Below are 14,824 nucleotides of genomic sequence, written 5' to 3'. Positions count from 1 at the left end.
GGGCCGCTGAACGCACTGTCGGCCTGGATCACACCGTCCAGAGACGTGTTCGATGATCTGAACCTTCTCACGGGTCTCACCTGTCTTCGTTGCTTCGTGTCCCGAGGACGAACAAGTGGCGTGCCTCCCGACAGCCAACCTCTTATTTTCTGCCACGCGGCTGGCCTAACCCCGATTCGATCCCTCTGTGCCTGCTGAACGACTGATTGCCCGACCACCTCGCGAAGCCCTATGACCCTGCAATTGTTCTGGAGCACGTCAAGAGGCTAAAGGGCGGGTCGGCGTAGGGCAGGGCCGTTTGCTCCAGCACCGGTTGTCCATATCACGAGGCGTTCGCGAAGAAGGTCGCTTGAGGTCCTCGGCGCGCTGATGCCTTCGCCGGAAACACGCTCAAAAGCATGCCCTCGGCCTGACGCAGGGCCTGACCCGAGGGTGTCCAGCGGATTTGCGATGACAACATGCATAAAAACAACAATCTAAAGCGCCGCCGCATGAGGCCGGTCAAACGCGAACGCGACGCGCTTTAGTCGCCCGCCGTCGTCGAAGGTGCTGGTGCACGCTGATCGGCTGCATCGCCTTCCCGAGCAGGCCGGTTCACGGCAAGCACCGACAATTCATGCCGGCGCCCATCTCGAGCGGTCCACATGATCGATTGTCCGGCCGAGAGACCGAGCAGGGCCGTGCCGATCGGCGTAAGGATTGAAACCTTGCCTTCGGAGATGTCTGCATCGCCAGGAAAAACCAGCGTAACCGTTTTCGCGTCACCGGTATCGGGCTTGAACGTCACCGTCGAACCCATCTGGACGGCGCCCGCGGAGATCGAACCATCGGAAACGATGCGCGCTCGCTCGAGTTCGCCGAGCAGTTCATCGGAAGCCTGCGGATTCCGTGCAGCCACGGCGCTGGCAAGCGCCGATAAACGCGCATGGTCCGATTTCGAGATGCGGATGGTCGGCTTGCGCCGGGCCTTCATGTTATCTTGCATTTTCGAGTACTCGTATTCTCAGTTGAGCGGGCTGCCTCAAGCATGGTGGAACCGGTCAATTCGAGGCAGATATTGCGCAAAGCCGATGCCCCAGAGCCGGTGCTGGCCTGCGTATGTTCGATGTCGATTTTATGTGCTTGCCCCCTCGGCCCGGGGCGCATGGCAGCCGAGCCGGGGGTTACGATCCCGCGATGGGGCAAACCCGGAAAAGAAAATCGCGACGGATCTTTTTTGTGGCGTTCATATAACCGTAGTTGGTGCCGAGATCGGGGAAGTCAAGACGGCCCTGTAGCAGGACGCGGCCCTCAGCCTTCTTCGGCAGATGCCCTTGAAGTTAGGGTAGACTACGTTTCGTGGACTAAGGCATGGAGTTCGCAATCCACATCGTCAATAGCCAAGACACATCTGTCCCGCCTTGTCGACAAGACAGCCAAGGGCGACCTGCAGCCGCCGATCCAACGCCACAGGCACCACACCTTCGTCATCCTAGGGCGGAGCAGGAGCGAAGCGACGTCGCGGAGACCCTGGGATCCAATGCCGTGACATCCGCCGAAGAATGCAGCGACCCAGAACGGCGCTTCCGCCAGTGGAAGATCGAACTGATCGAGAAGAATGGTTCGAGCTTTTTCGCGGAACCAGGGGTAGCGTTCAGTTCTGGGCCGTAGCATTCTTCGGCTGGCCTAACGGCATGGATCCTAGGGTCTGCGCCGCGTCGCTTCGCCCCTTGCTTGCCGTAGGATGACGAAGCGAGGGATGCATTCGCTAGTCTCAAAGGTTTGCGATTCGCCACTGACTCCACGTTCGCTGCCGATCGCCGGGCTGGGCCGGGCAGGCTTTACCGTCGATGTGCGACATTTGCGTCGGGGGACCGCTGCGCACAACGGTCGTGATCCGGCTCGCCGACCTCATGAAGCAACTCTGATGTTGATCCGTATCATCGTGCCATGCCAGGCCGGAACAATTCGACGGCCGGTGAGTTTCCACGATGAAGGGCGATCTGTTTCGGAGGAAACTGCGATGAAACGCGTCCTTGCCCAAAAAATTGTACGGCTGATGCTGGGCGGCGTAACCGCTGGCGTGCTCACGGTCGTCGAGATTCCTAACCCGGTGGCGCCACTGGTGGCGCCATTGTCGCTTGTATCCGAGGCGAGGGCAGCCACCGACGTTTCCATTTCGATCAGCACATTCTACGATGAACTGTCTTCCCATGGTGATTGGGTTTCGTACCGGGGAGCGACCGTTTTCGTCCCGGTTGATGTACCTGACGATTGGCGTCCGTACACCATTGGGCATTGGGTCTATACCGAGCAGTATGGCTGGCTCTGGGTGTCGGACGAGCCGTTCGGGTGGGCGACCTACCATTACGGCCGCTGGGGCTATGCCGACGACATCGGCTGGTACTGGGTTCCCGGCACTCGTTGGGCGCCGGCATGGGTGAGTTGGCGGCGCGAAAGGGAGCACGTCATCTGGGCTCCGCTGCCGCCGCGCCGCGATCCCGATTTGATTTCAATCGAGGTGACCATCGACACCACCCCGGATTTTTACTGGGTCGTGGTCCCGACCCGCGAATTCCTCGCTGATGACGTTTCTGTCGTCGTAATCCGTGATGAGCCGGAGTTTGTGCGCATTGTCGAGGCGGCCGAGCCGGTCGGCGACGTGACGATCCAGAACAACGTGGTGATCAACAAAGTCATTGATGTTGATGTGATCGAGAAGGAGACGAACCAGCAGGTGACCGTCGTCGAGGTCAGCGAGACCGAGACGCCCGAGCAGGCCGGCAAAGTGGAAGACAATACGGTCACGGTCTTTGAAGCTGAAGTGAAAGCCGATCCCGAGGCTAAGCCAGCTGAACTCAAAGACATCGAGGAGGTGAAGCAGGTTCAGGCAGCCCGGAAGTCGAAGCCGACCGAAGGCGCAGCAGCGACCGAACAGGCGCCGGATGAAGAGGTCAAGCCGGAAGAGACCGCCGAGCCTGAGAAGCCGACGACCGACGAGCAACCGGCCGCCGAGCAGGAGCAGGCCGAGCCCGAACAGGCGGCCAAGCCCGAGAAGCCGAAGGCCGAGGGGCAGCCGGCCGCCGAGCAGGAGCAGGTCGAGCCCGAAAAGGCGGCCAAGCCCGAGAAGCCGAAGACTGAGGAGCAGCCGGCCGCCGAGCAGGAGCAGGCCGAGCCCGAAAAGGCGGCCAAGCCCGAGAAGCCGAAGACCGAGGAGCAGCCGGCCGCCGAGCAGCAGCAGGCCGAGCCGGAAAAGGCGGCCAAGCCTGAGAAGCCGAAGACTGAGGAGCAGCCCGCCGCCGAGCAGCAGCAGGCCGAGCCGGAAAAGGCGGCCAAGCCTGAGAAGCCGAAGGCCGAGGAGCAGCCCGCCGCCGAGCAGCAGCAGGCCGAGCCTGAACAGGCGGCCAAGCCCGAGAAGCCGAAGGCCGAGGAGCAGCCCGCCGCCGAGCAGCAGCAGGCCGAGCCCAAACCACAGCAGCAAGAAGACAAGGCCTGCGATCCGCAGACTCGGGCGAACTGCTAGGTGTGCGGCTAAAGACTACGGGCACCGCCGTCGTTGCACCGCGGTGCCCGCAGTGAGTCGAGCCTTCATTGGTCGCGGTGAGTGCTGGGGCGGCGGTGATTTCTGGCACCCTCGCCACCCGCCGTAAGCCATCTTGCGTCGAACCAGCGGTCCGCCGGTCCGTCATAAGGCAGCCGCGTGATATCCCAATGGCTGACGAAGCGCGCGTAGGCGTCCCACACTGGTGGACCGCCGCCAATGAAGACGACGCGGCCGACGAAGCGCCGGAGTGTCTCCTCGGGATCCATGCTGGAGCGAACGACGACCAGATCCCGATCCGCGCGAGCAAAATCCGGAACGCTGGCGATCGTCTTGGGACCGGCGAGCAAGACATGTCCTCTGGTGAGGTCGAAAAATCGTGCAACGTCGGCGACGAACTCCGGCGACCGGTTGCCTTCCCAGGGAAGGCCCCCTTTGAGGCCGAGCTGCCCCGCTTGGCCAATGGCACAGACGACTCTAACAACAGTCTTCTTCATGAATACTCCATCGATAGCCGGTCTGGTCGCGTTCTCAACGCTTGCACCTCATGCTGCGCCACGCGCTTTGGCAGGATGACCCAACTCGCTGCCTTACTCCGCTGCGGTTAGCTGGTCCACCGCCTCGTTGAGGAAGTTGTTTTGAATGTCGTCGGCCGGACTATGGAACTCCTTCTCACAAGTCCATCCCGGCGCTGAAACAAACGAAACACTTCGCGTTCGGCGCGGAAAAACGCCTGAAACAGCGATGGTTTAAATCCAATGGCACCGCTGCATCCCGCGGCGACTATCAATGGAGTATTGCGATGTCGAGAATGCGAGCAGCTTACCACTCATTCCGGAATTACCGGATTCACCGCATGGCGGAACGGACCCTTGCGGCAATGGACGATGCCCTCCTGAGGGACATCGGGATCAGTCGGTCCGAGATTGGCTTGGTGGGCCGCGGCTTGCAGCGCGGCCAAGAAGACAAGGCGGGCTGAACCATGAAGCTTTCATTCAGGCTCCCGCTACTGGCCTGTGCGAGCGCGGCCGCCCCTTCTGGCGGCGCCCGCCGCGAATGCCCATGAAACGGGCGTTCCGCACCGCCAGGCCAGGCAGCGGCTGCAGAGTCGAAAACCTCGGCAGTCATTCCTACCCTGTCACCACTGCCAACCCGCTGGCGCAGGCCTATTTCAATCAGGGCCTGCGCTGGGCGTGGGCATTCAACCACGCCGAAGCGCAACGCACCATGGAGCGCTGAACTCGGCGACAAGGAAGATACCGCCCGTGAGACGCATGTCACGCAGCATGTCCAAGAGCGCGTCCATCCGGCGACGTCTCCTCAACGGCGGCGGATCGGTCAACAGATCCGGCGCATCGCTCATTAACCGCTTCAACGAAGCAGGTCTAGCTTAGCATCGAAACCGCGAGACGGGCAGTCGGCACTGCTGCGCCGAGCGGTCACTCTCAAGAGAAGGGCAGAATCCATGATCTCCGATCTCCAAGGAAACGCGCTATCGGGCGCAACGAGCGAAGCCAGAGACCTCTTCGACCAAGCCGTCGAAGCCTTCAATATATATCGCGGCGACCCGGTCGGCATTCTGGACCACGCGATCGAGGTCGCCCCCGGCTTTGCGATGGCGCACATCATGAAGGCGCATCTGTTCGCTCTTGCCACCGAGCCGGAGGCGACCAGGGCCGCGAAAGACATTCTCTCGAAGCTCAAGACTATGCGCCTTTCCGAGCGCGAGGCCTCGCACGTTGCCGCGCTCGACCTCCTTGTTGAGGGAAACTGGAACGCCGCCGCGGTGGCGCTTGACCGCCACAGCATGCTTCACCCGCACGATCTCGTGGCGCTCCAGTCCGGCCACCTGATGGACTTCTACCGGGCCAATGCCCGCGATCTGCGCGATCGCATCGCCCGCGTCCTTCCGAAGTGGTCGGCGGACATGCCGGGCTATTCGATCCTGCTCGGTATGCATTCCTTCGGCCTTGAGGAAACCGGCGATTACCGGAGGGCCGAAGAGGCCGGCCGGCGCGCGGTGGACCTCCAGCCGCTCGACTGCTGGGCGCACCATGCGGTCGCTCATGTGATGGAAATGCAGGGCCGCGCCGAAGACGGCATCGGCTGGATGATCGCGCGCGAGCCGCATTGGTCGGGCGACGACAATTTCTTCAAGGTCCACAATTGGTGGCATCGGTCGCTCTATCACCTGGATCTCGGCCAAGCCGACGAGGTGTTTGCGCTCTATGACGGCCCGATCCGACACGACCGCAGCATCGTGGCGCTTGATATGGTCGACGCTTCGGCGCTTCTCTGGCGGCTACACCTGTCAAGGCACGACGTCGGCGATCGGTGGAACGAGCTCGCGGCCAATTGGGACAGCCACGCCGACGGCCGCACCTACCCGTTCAATGATTGGCACGCGGTGATGGCCTATCTCGGAGCGGGACGCGATGCAGATGTCGACCGTATTCTCGCGGCCTATCGCGCAGGCAAGGGCTCGAATGACGCCGCCGAATGGGGACGGCGTACCGCCGTGCCTCTGGTGGAAGGCTTCGCAGCCTTCTGGCGCGGCGACTACCAGACCGCTGCCGATCGCCTTTACGGCGCTCGCTTCATCGTCAACTCGTTCGGCGGCAGCCATGCGCAGCGCGACATCATCGACTGGACGCTTGCGGAGGCAACCGTCCGCGGCGGCCTCATCGCAATGGCCGAAGCTATCGCCAATGAGCGGCTGGCGCTGAAGCCCCACAGTCCGGTCAACCGAAGCTTCCTTTCACGGGCCGAAGCGAACGCATCGCCAGAGAAGAAAGCTGCCTGAGCCGGCCTACGCCCATCACCCATCCGGACGACTTTAACGAAATGTCGCCGCACCATCTGGAGACCACATCATGAAAAATCTCGCCATCGTCGTTCGCGACGATTCCTACGATATGATGCTCACCCCGCTGACCTTCGCCTACACGCAAGCCAGGAAGGGCGTGCAGGTGGACATACTCTTCCTGCTTTGGGCGGTGCGGGCGCTGACCAGCGAGGGAGCAGCCTCCCTCACTGTGGATGGCCGGCACAAGGACGATGCCGACTGGCTGCGCGCCCGCATGACCAAAGACGGCGAGCCGACCGAAATCGAGGATTTCCTGAAGCTCCTCGTCAGCACGGGCAACGTCCGCCTTTATGGCTGCCGCTATGCAGCTCAAACCTTCGAGGTCAAGCCGGACGACCTCATCGCAGAGGCTGATGGAATCGTGGATCCCGGCTGGTTTCTAACCGAGAAGGCGGTCAAAGCGGATCACTGCCAGTATTTCTAACGGATCGGCTGCCGACGGGCGGATGGAAGAATCCAACCCGCCCATCCCTCGCTACGCCGTCTCCCTCGCTAACGAGCCTGAATTCCCAACGCCAGCCGCAATGGCGGCTGTGCGGGGCGTGATGACGCGCAATACAATGGAGATGAACCATGTTGCTGAAAACAAGACTTGAGACATCACTCGTCACCATCCGAGACGGCATCGAAATTCCCTTTGCGGAACAGGGCGAGGCTGACGGTTTGCCGATCCTGTTCCTGCACGGTTACTCGGATTCCTGGCACTCCTTCGAGGAGATACTTTGTCTGTTACCGCGTTCCCTCCGAGCGATCGCACTCTCGCAACGCGGACATGGCGATGCGAGCCGGCCGCAGTCAGGATATAGTGCGTCGGATTTCGCCGCGGACCTCGCCTCCTTCATGGACGTGCTCGGGATTGAAGCCGCCGTGATCGTCGGACATTCGATGGGCAGCTCAATCGCGCAGCGCTTCGCGATCGACTTCCCGAGCCGCACGATTGGCCTGGTGCTGGCTGGCTCCTATTCGACCACGAAGGGCAATCCCGGCGTCGAGGAACTGGTGGGAGCCATCTCGGCTCTCGCCGACCCGGTTGATCCGGATTTCGTGCGGTCATTTCAGGAAAGCACGCTGGCCCAGCCTATCTCACCGGAGTTCCTGAACACCATCATCATCGAGAGCCTGAAGCTTCCGGCACGTGTCTGGAAGGCGGTCGCGGCTTCTCTGGCGCGCGACGATCATTCGGAGCGGCTTCGCGAGATCCGGGCTCCGACACTCATCGTCTGGGGCGACCGGGACGAGTTCTTTCCGCGGGCTGAACAGGTCACGCTGAGGGCGGCGATCCCGCACGCGAGGTTTCTCGTCTATCCGGCTGCCGGACATGCGGTTCATTGGGAAGAACCCGACCGCTTTGCAGCAGATGTCGCGGCGTTCGTGACAAGCTTCGGCTGAGCGCCACACGCCACCATTCAGCGCATTGCCGCTCGGCGCTGAAACAAACGAAACACTTCGAGTTCGGCGCGGAAAAACGCCTGAAACAGCGATGGTTTAAATCCAATGGCATCGCTGCATCCCGCGGCGCCAATCAATGGAGTATTGCGATGTCGAGAATGCGAGCAGCTTACCGCTCTTTGCGGAATTACCGGGTTCACCGCATGGCGGAACGGACCCTTGCGGCAATGGACGATGCCCTCCTGAAGGACATCGGGATCAGCCGCTCCGAGATTGGTCTGGTGGTCCGCGGTCTGAAGAGCGGCCAAGAAGGCAAGGCGGGCTGAACCATGAAGCTTTCATTCAGGCTCCCGCTACTGGCCTGTGCGAGCGCGGCCGCCCTTCTGGCGGCGCCCGCCGCGAACGCCCATGAGACGGGCGTTCCGCACCGCCAGGCCAAGGCGGCGGTTGCAGAGGATTCGGCAAGCGTCCCGCTGTTCGAAAACCTCGGCAGCCACTCCTATCCTGTCACCACCGCCAACCCGCTGGCGCAGGCCTATTTCGACCAGGGCCTGCGCTGGGCGTGGGCGTTCAACCACCTCGAAGCGCAGCGCGCTTTCAGGGCCGCACAAAAGCTGGACCCGACCTGCGCCATGTGTTTCTGGGGCGAGGCCTACGTGCTCGGCCCCAACATCAACGCCAGCATGGGCCAGGAGGCGGCAGCGAATGCCGCCGAAGCCGTCGCGCGGGCGCGCAAGCTGGCGCACCTCGCCTCCAGCCGGGAAAAGGATCTTATCGCCGCGCTCTCCAATCGCTACAGCGCCGATAGTTCGGCCGATCAGGGTGCCCTGAACCAGGCCTATGCCGAGGCGATGGCGGAACTGGCAGACCGCCATCCGCAGGACGACGAGATCGCCACGCTCTACGCTGACGCGCTTATGAACCTGATGCCGTGGGACTACTGGCTTGACGGCGGAGCAACGCCAAAGCCGGACACGGTCAAGCTTGTGGCCTCGTTGGAGCGGGTGCTGGCGCGCAATCCGGATCATGCCGGTGCGATCCATCTCTATATCCATGCCGTCGAAGCATCCACGACGCCGGAAAGGGCCGAAGCTCATGCCGACCGGCTTGCCGCCCTCATGCCCGGCGCCGGACACATCGTGCACATGCCAGCGCACATCTATCACCAGGTCGGCCGGTGGATCGACAGCCTGGAGATCAACCGCGAGGCGGTGGCAGCAGACGAGGCCTATTTCGAGCGCGTCGGCATAGCGCCGGAGAGCACGCCCGGTGTCTACACGGACGGCTATTATCCGCACAACCTGCATTTCCTGATGACCTCCGCCCAGATGGCGGGCGACGTCGAGGCAATCGCCGAGGCGGGCAAAAAGCTCGAATCGCTCGTCTCCAATACACGGCCAGAAAGGTGGCCGGGCTGCAGCCGATCAAGGCGGCGACCTATTTTGCGCACGCCCAGTACAGCGATCCCGAGGCCATACTCGCGCTGCCGCTGCCGGCAAACGCCTTGCCTTATGTCGAGGCAACCTGGCGATATGCGCGGGGCGTCGCCTTCGCCGCAAAGGGTGCGAGCGAGGCGGCGCGCGCCGAGACCGCCGCAATCCGCAAGTTAGCTGCCGAGACCGATTTTTCCACGGAAACGGCGGGAGGACTTCCGGCACCGGACCTGCTGGAATTGAGCGCGCTGATCGTGGAGGCCCGCATTGCCCAGCGCCAGGGCAACCTGCGGGAAGCGCGCAACAAGCTTGAGGCGGCGGTCGCGATCGAGGACGGCCTTGCCTACATGGAACCGGCCTACTGGTATTATCCGGTCCGCCAGACGCTCGGCGCGGTCCACATGGCCATGGGCGAGCACGAGGCGGCCGCGGCAGCTTTCGAGCATGTCCTGAAGCAGACGCCAAACAACGCCTGGGCGCTGTGGGGCCTGCGCGAGGTTTTCCGCAGGACCGGCAGGGCAGCGGACGCCGAAGAGATGGATGCGCGCTTCAAGGCTGCCTGGGTGGGAGCGCCGGATTTTCTCGGCATCGAACGGCTCTGACCTGCGCTTAAGGTGCCGGCGTCGTTGTCGGCTGAGGAAACGTGTCGCAGCCTCGCAACCTCGGCTGCGACACGCAATCCCAGGTTGAAACAAGACATGCTTGGCCGGTAAGTGCGCCTCAGTTCCACACGTCATAGTGGAAACGCACCCGAGATCAGAGGTTAAGAGGGCAATCCCCCTGGAGCCACAAACTGCATAAGCCGCAGGGGCCGAGGCGCTGGTCCAACCAGCCAGCGGCGCGCTCAGGCGTAGAGGTAACCCATGCCGCGGATCGTCCTGATCACCTCCGGCTTCGAGGGATCGGCCTCGATTTTCTTCCGCAGGCGCGAAACGCGAATGTCGATGCTGCGATCGAAGGGATCCCACCCGCGGTCATGGGCGAGTTCGAGCAGTTGATCGCGGTTGAGTACGCGTCCGCGATGTTCGCTGAATACTTTCAGAAGCCGGAACTCCATCGGGGTGATCGCTATTTCGGCCCCCTCGGCGTTGTATAATTTGTGTGCGTCCGGGTCGAAGCGGCACTTGCCGAACTGGACCTGGTGAGGGCCCGGAGTCCTCGCTTTCTCCGCAACTCGTTCGCTCGCCGATGTTCTGCGCAGCACCGCCTTGACCCGCGCCAGCAACTCCCGCAGGTCCACGGGCTTCGCGACGTAGTCGTCGGCGCCAATCTCCAATCCGACAACGCGGTCGACGATTTCCGCCGATCCGGTCAGCATGATAATGGCAACGTCCGAGTGCTCTCGTAGATATCGCGCCAGAGAGAGGCCGTCCTCACCTGGCATTCGGATGTCCAATATGACCACATCGACGTGCTGGCTATCAATAAGTTCACGCAGGGCAGGCCCCGCATTGGCCGGTGTCACGGCATAGCCATGGTGCTCCAGATATTCCGCCACCGTGTAGCGGATATCCGGTTCGTCATCGCAGACCACTATGTGTGCGTGCGTCGTCGTCAAAATCGACCACCGAGCAACCAGCCTGATGGATAAGTTGCCTCTAAAGTGACGTGCAAATCAACTGATCTGTCAAGTATTGTTGTTGACCAGATTTGAGACAAACGAACGGAGTTCGTTCGGTTTGATCGGTTTCTCAAGATAGGGCCGTTTCGCGGCGCGCAGGAACATCTGCGCGTCCGGACTGATCGTGTCCCCCGTCAGGAAGGCCAACCTGTCGAGCTCGGCCGGATGGAGCTTGGCAATCTGGTCGAACAATCCCCTTCCGTCCATATCAGGCATCTTCAGATCGCTCAGGATCAGCGCGAAAGTGCGGTTCTTGAGGTGCAGCAGCGCTTCTTCGCCAGATCTGGCAATGGTGACGTTGAAACCATCTCGCCTGAGCACCTCAGCAACCAGCTCACCCACTTCCTCTTCGTCGTCCACCACCAGACAAGCAATGCCGGTTGAATTCGGCAGCTCGTCTTCGGCCGTTTCGGTTTCTTCGTCGAGACGGTCCGAAGCAGGCAGCGAGAGTATGAAGGTCGAGCCACCCCCCTCGGGGGAGTCGACTTCGATGGTTCCTCCATGGGATTGAACGATCCGATGACAGAAGGATAGCCCGATCCCAGTCCCTGCCCCAATCTCCTTGGTCGTGAAGAATGGCTCGAAAATGCGGGGAAGTATCTCTTTGGGAATTCCCGGACCCGTGTCGGCAACGCTGACGACTATGTTGCCGGTTGTGGGATGAAGCCGCGTTGAAACGGTGATTGCCCGTCGTCCTTCCCAGCCGTGCAACGCCTGTTCTGCATTGACAAGCAAGTTGATCAGCACCTGGCCAAGCTGATCGGGATCCGCCCAGATCGGGGGAAGACCAGGCTCAAGATGAACTGAAAGCCCGATGTCCGACGATCGAATCGAATAGCTCGCCACTTCCACCGCTTCGGAAACAATGTCATCGATCACAACGTTTGAGGTTCGCGTCGGCTGCTGTCTGGCCATGGCCAGGAAAGTCTTGACGATCCTGGCGCAGCGTTCGGCTGCCTTGCTTATCTTGTCGGCTCGTTCCACCACCTTGGCGTCGGAAGCGGTCTCCTTCAACAGCGATGACAGGCCAAGCACCACCGAGAGCGGATTGTTGAGCTCATGTGCCACCCCGGCCAGCAATCCACCGAGCGCCGACATTTTTTCGTTCTGGTGCAGCGTCTCGCGCTGCCGCTCCAATTCCTGCTGCATTTCGATGCGGTCGGTGAGATCGTAGGCGTGGGAAACGATCACCTTCTCCCCGTGGTAATCGATCAGCCGAGACGAAATCGAGCACCAGCAGGTTCCACCGTCCTTGCGTTTGAGCTGGGTTTCGAAATCGTCGACCGACCCCGTCGCGAGCAGCCGCTCGACGTATCGCCGCCGCTCTGAAGGATCGACATAATAGTCGACGGCGCTGGTGACGTCGCCGAGCAGATCAACGGTGGCGGGGCTGCGGTAGAGCAGCTTGCCGTCATGCGCGCGGGTCATCTGGATGTTGACGGGGCAGGCTTCGAGGACTTTACGGACCAGTTCATCCGCTTCCTTGGCGGCCTCCTCGGCCCGCTTGCGCTCTGTAATGTCGACACGGGTGACCACGAACCCGCCTTCGCGGGTCGGACAGTTCGAGACGAAAAACCAACGCCCGTCCGTATGACGGAATTCCTGTTGCCGGAATTCGCGGCGGTCCCGTGCCCGCTCGGCAAGCCAGTCGTCGATCTTGTCGCGTGGAACCGGAAACTGGTTGCGCTCTGCGGTCACGCGGAGGAAATCGAACCAGTTCACCCCGGGAACGAGCACATCCGCGCTTATCGCGTGCATCTGGCGGTACCTGCTGTTGGCCAGCACCAGGCAATCGTTCCTGTCGTAGAGGGCAAACCCTTCGGCCAGAGATTCGATCGCGTCGATCAGCCGCTCGTTTGCCTTGCGCGTTTCTTGCTGGGCGGTGATCATGTCGGTGATATCAGTCGTGTTCGACACTATCACCTGCCTTCCCTGAAAATCGATCAGGCGAGCGGAAATCGAAGCCCAGAAGGCCTTGTTCTCGGTGTCGTACTGCTGGACCCGAAAATCGTCGATCCTGCCCTTTTCGATCAGGGTACGCTCCAATATCGCGCTTTTGTCTGGATCGACATAGTGGTCGGTTATCCGAGGACGGTCGGCGTAGAGATCTCTGGTGGCAGGATTGCGGTAGAGCGTTTGTCCCTCGAACGTGGTCATGCGTATCGGCGAGGGGCAGGCATCGAGCACCTTTTGCAGCAGTGTCGTGGCGTCGCGCTCGAAAGCCTCGGCCTTCTTGCGCTCGCTGATGTCGGCACGCGTTACGACGAAGCCGCCAAGATCGGTGGGATGTATCGATACCGAGTGCCATTTGCCGTCGGAGAGGGGCACCTCGAAATGGGAGTGGAACTCGATCCGGCTTTGGAGCCGCTCGTCGAGCCACTCATCCTCGCGCCCAATCGCATTGCGGTACACGCCGCGTTTGGCTGATTCGCGAAGGAGTTCGTTCCATTCCACACCCGGTTCAACGAGATCCCGCACCGGGTGGTTCAGTTCGCGGTAAAGGCTGTTGCACATGACCAGGCGGTGATCTTCGTCGTACAGCGCAAATCCCTCGGAGAGTGATTCAACGGCGTCTGCGAGCATCTCCCGCGCCGCGGCGACTTCGCCGTCACGCTTCTTCTGCTTGGTCACATCGGCGATGCCGGCGAGAACCACTCGCCGGCCCTGGAACTCGACGATCCTGAGATTGCCCGTGGCCCAGAACTCCTGGCCGTCGGGTCTTTTAAGCAGCACCTCGCAATTTTCGACGACGCCCTTTTGCATGAGTTCCCGATTGATTTCCCGGTGTTTCTCCGGGTCGACAAAGTAGTCGCCGAGCCGCACCGTCTCGCGTTGCGCCTTTTTGCTCCATCCAAGCAGCCGTTCGGCAGCATTGCTCTGGTAGATGAGTTCCCCCGAGCTTGCATCGTTCATCCATACCGGCAACGGGTGATGCTTGATCAGAAAACCGAACAGATCCTCGCGCTGCTTGCGTTCCGTGATGTCCAATACGCCGATGATGAGCGAGGGGCGCCCGCCGTAGACGCCGCGACGGCAGTTGGTCGAACACCAGACGGCCGATCCGCTGGTGTTTCTAAGCTGGATTTCGTGATCCCGGACGATCTCGCTGTTGCTGGCGAGAGAACTGATTTCATCGAATTCGCCAGAATTCACGAAATGATCCGTCAGGAATTGCGGCTCGTTCGGCGTCCATTTTCGGCCAAGCAGTTTGGAGGCATCGAGGCTTTCGTAGAGGATCTGCCCGCTTCCTGAGTCCACCACCCAAACCGGCAGCGGGTGACTGTCCGTGATGCAGCGGAATATCTCGGCGTTCTCCTGGTGCGCGATTTGCGCTCGCTTCATCTCGGTAATGTCGACGCTTACCAGGGCCATGCCGCCATCCGGCCGAGGATGTGCGGTGAGCAACTTCCACCTGCCATCCAATGTCTCAGCTTCAACTGGAGCGTTGTCGATTTGCGTCCATCGCGCCGCGGCGCTTTCAACGAATGCGTTGCCCGGCTCGATGGGGCGTCCGTCGAAACTCTTTAGATGTGAAAGGGCTTCGGCGACGGCGGCAATGGCGTCCGTAGGCTGCATCTCGCCGCGGTCGAGCCGCCGGCTTCCGAATATCCCCGGATTGCTGTCGACGAGAACATGGTTGGCGTCAAAAAGCGCATAGCCTGTGTGTGTTGATGGCACCGGATTATCAGGCCGCATGGTCGTTCCCTTTGTTCGCGTGATGCCGCGAGGGCTTATAATAGCCCCTCTTTGTTTCAGCACACATTCAGCCGGTGCGTGTTTTGTTTCAACTGTTTCGGCGCGTAGCAGTCTTCGCCAGCGCTGACATGAAACGAAACTCTATCCGTTGGTCCAGAAAACCGCCGAAAATACGAACGGCATGGACAGCACAGCGGATACCAAGACTCGAGCTAGCGATTTGGAGCAGTCACAAAATGTCGCCTGTCAACCCGTCAGGCGCGCTGAAACAAACGAAACACTCCCATCGCACTACAGAA

At 61.3% G+C, this 14,824-nt stretch carries 13 protein-coding genes; 9 read left to right on the top strand and 4 right to left on the bottom strand.

What is annotated here, in order from left to right; translation table 11 throughout:
• Positions 1-523: 523 nt before the first annotated feature.
• Positions 524-985 carry a nucleoside diphosphate kinase regulator gene (gene rnk, locus JG739_RS25270; RefSeq protein WP_202363893.1) on the bottom strand — a complete coding sequence of 154 codons (462 nt, stop codon included), beginning with the start codon at positions 983-985 and terminating at the stop codon, positions 524-526.
• Between the two features lie 1,017 nt (positions 986-2,002).
• On the opposite strand from rnk, the gene JG739_RS25265 reads away from it, so the two are divergent.
• Positions 2,003-3,502: a DUF6600 domain-containing protein gene (locus JG739_RS25265; RefSeq protein ID WP_202363892.1), complete on the top strand. Its 1,500-nt coding sequence runs from the start codon at positions 2,003-2,005 to the stop codon at positions 3,500-3,502.
• Positions 3,503-3,567: 65 nt separating this feature from the next.
• Here the strand turns inward: JG739_RS25265 and JG739_RS25260 are convergent, their stop codons facing one another.
• Complete coding sequence (locus JG739_RS25260; RefSeq protein WP_202363891.1) at positions 3,568-4,017, bottom strand: dihydrofolate reductase; 450 nt, start codon at positions 4,015-4,017, stop codon at positions 3,568-3,570.
• Positions 4,018-4,322: 305 nt separating this feature from the next.
• Between JG739_RS25260 and JG739_RS25255 the strand changes: the two genes are divergently transcribed.
• The 8 genes from JG739_RS25255 (at position 4,323) to JG739_RS36240 (ending at position 9,810) form a co-directional block, all read left to right on the top strand.
• Positions 4,323-4,499: a DUF1127 domain-containing protein gene (locus JG739_RS25255; protein ID WP_342216426.1), complete on the top strand. Its 177-nt coding sequence runs from the start codon at positions 4,323-4,325 to the stop codon at positions 4,497-4,499.
• A 77-nt stretch (positions 4,500-4,576) separates the two neighbouring features.
• Positions 4,577-4,759 carry a hypothetical protein gene (locus JG739_RS25250; protein ID WP_202363890.1) on the top strand — a complete coding sequence of 61 codons (183 nt, stop codon included), beginning with the start codon at positions 4,577-4,579 and terminating at the stop codon, positions 4,757-4,759.
• A 226-nt stretch (positions 4,760-4,985) separates the two neighbouring features.
• Entirely contained in the window at positions 4,986-6,323 is a 1,338-nt protein-coding gene (locus JG739_RS25245) for a tetratricopeptide repeat protein (RefSeq protein WP_202363889.1), read from the top strand.
• A gap of 70 nt (positions 6,324-6,393) precedes the next feature.
• The gene (locus tag JG739_RS25240) at positions 6,394-6,810 is read left to right on the top strand and encodes a DsrE family protein (RefSeq protein ID WP_202363888.1); all 417 of its coding nucleotides are present in this window, start codon (positions 6,394-6,396) and stop codon (positions 6,808-6,810) included.
• Between the two features lie 149 nt (positions 6,811-6,959).
• Complete coding sequence (locus JG739_RS25235) at positions 6,960-7,775, top strand: alpha/beta fold hydrolase (protein WP_202363887.1); 816 nt, start codon at positions 6,960-6,962, stop codon at positions 7,773-7,775.
• Positions 7,776-7,978: 203 nt separating this feature from the next.
• A complete protein-coding gene (locus tag JG739_RS25230; protein WP_202363886.1) occupies positions 7,979-8,101 on the top strand; it encodes a DUF1127 domain-containing protein in 123 nt (40 codons plus the stop codon).
• Positions 8,102-8,104: 3 nt separating this feature from the next.
• Positions 8,105-9,385 (top strand): hypothetical protein, encoded by a 1,281-nt coding sequence (locus JG739_RS25225; RefSeq protein WP_342216424.1) that lies wholly within the window; start codon positions 8,105-8,107, stop codon positions 9,383-9,385.
• A gap of 62 nt (positions 9,386-9,447) precedes the next feature.
• Positions 9,448-9,810, top strand: coding sequence for a tetratricopeptide repeat protein (locus JG739_RS36240; protein ID WP_342216423.1), 363 nt, complete (start codon positions 9,448-9,450; stop codon positions 9,808-9,810).
• A gap of 242 nt (positions 9,811-10,052) precedes the next feature.
• Here JG739_RS36240 and JG739_RS25220 read toward each other — a convergent pair whose 3' ends face one another.
• Together JG739_RS25220 and JG739_RS25215 are read right to left on the bottom strand one after the other, a co-directional pair.
• Positions 10,053-10,766, bottom strand: a complete 714-nt coding sequence (locus tag JG739_RS25220) for a response regulator (protein ID WP_202363885.1) — start codon at positions 10,764-10,766, stop codon at positions 10,053-10,055.
• A gap of 69 nt (positions 10,767-10,835) precedes the next feature.
• On the bottom strand, positions 10,836-14,507 hold the full coding sequence (locus JG739_RS25215; protein WP_202363884.1) for a PAS-domain containing protein: 3,672 nt from the start codon (positions 14,505-14,507) through the stop codon (positions 10,836-10,838).
• Between the last annotated feature and the right edge of the window lie 317 nt (positions 14,508-14,824).

It is taken from the genome of Mesorhizobium sp. L-2-11 (assembly GCF_016756595.1).
Taxonomy (GTDB): Bacteria; Pseudomonadota; Alphaproteobacteria; order Rhizobiales; family Rhizobiaceae; genus Mesorhizobium.
Note: the sequence above shows the minus strand (reverse complement) of the source record. Positions and strands in the feature narration are given on the sequence as shown.

Excerpts from the sequence above, each read along its gene's own strand:
- rnk (WP_202363893.1), bottom strand. The coding sequence starts at position 985 with ATGCAAGATAACATGAAGGCCCGGCGCAAGCCGACCATCCGCATCTCG.
- JG739_RS25265 (WP_202363892.1), top strand. The coding sequence starts at position 2,003 with ATGAAACGCGTCCTTGCCCAAAAAATTGTACGGCTGATGCTGGGCGGC.
- JG739_RS25260 (WP_202363891.1), bottom strand. The coding sequence starts at position 4,017 with ATGAAGAAGACTGTTGTTAGAGTCGTCTGTGCCATTGGCCAAGCGGGG.
- JG739_RS25255 (WP_342216426.1), top strand. The coding sequence starts at position 4,323 with ATGTCGAGAATGCGAGCAGCTTACCACTCATTCCGGAATTACCGGATT.
- JG739_RS25250 (WP_202363890.1), top strand. The coding sequence starts at position 4,577 with ATGCCCATGAAACGGGCGTTCCGCACCGCCAGGCCAGGCAGCGGCTGC.
- JG739_RS25245 (WP_202363889.1), top strand. The coding sequence starts at position 4,986 with ATGATCTCCGATCTCCAAGGAAACGCGCTATCGGGCGCAACGAGCGAA.
- JG739_RS25240 (WP_202363888.1), top strand. The coding sequence starts at position 6,394 with ATGAAAAATCTCGCCATCGTCGTTCGCGACGATTCCTACGATATGATG.
- JG739_RS25235 (WP_202363887.1), top strand. The coding sequence starts at position 6,960 with ATGTTGCTGAAAACAAGACTTGAGACATCACTCGTCACCATCCGAGAC.
- JG739_RS25230 (WP_202363886.1), top strand. The coding sequence starts at position 7,979 with ATGGCGGAACGGACCCTTGCGGCAATGGACGATGCCCTCCTGAAGGAC.
- JG739_RS25225 (WP_342216424.1), top strand. The coding sequence starts at position 8,105 with ATGAAGCTTTCATTCAGGCTCCCGCTACTGGCCTGTGCGAGCGCGGCC.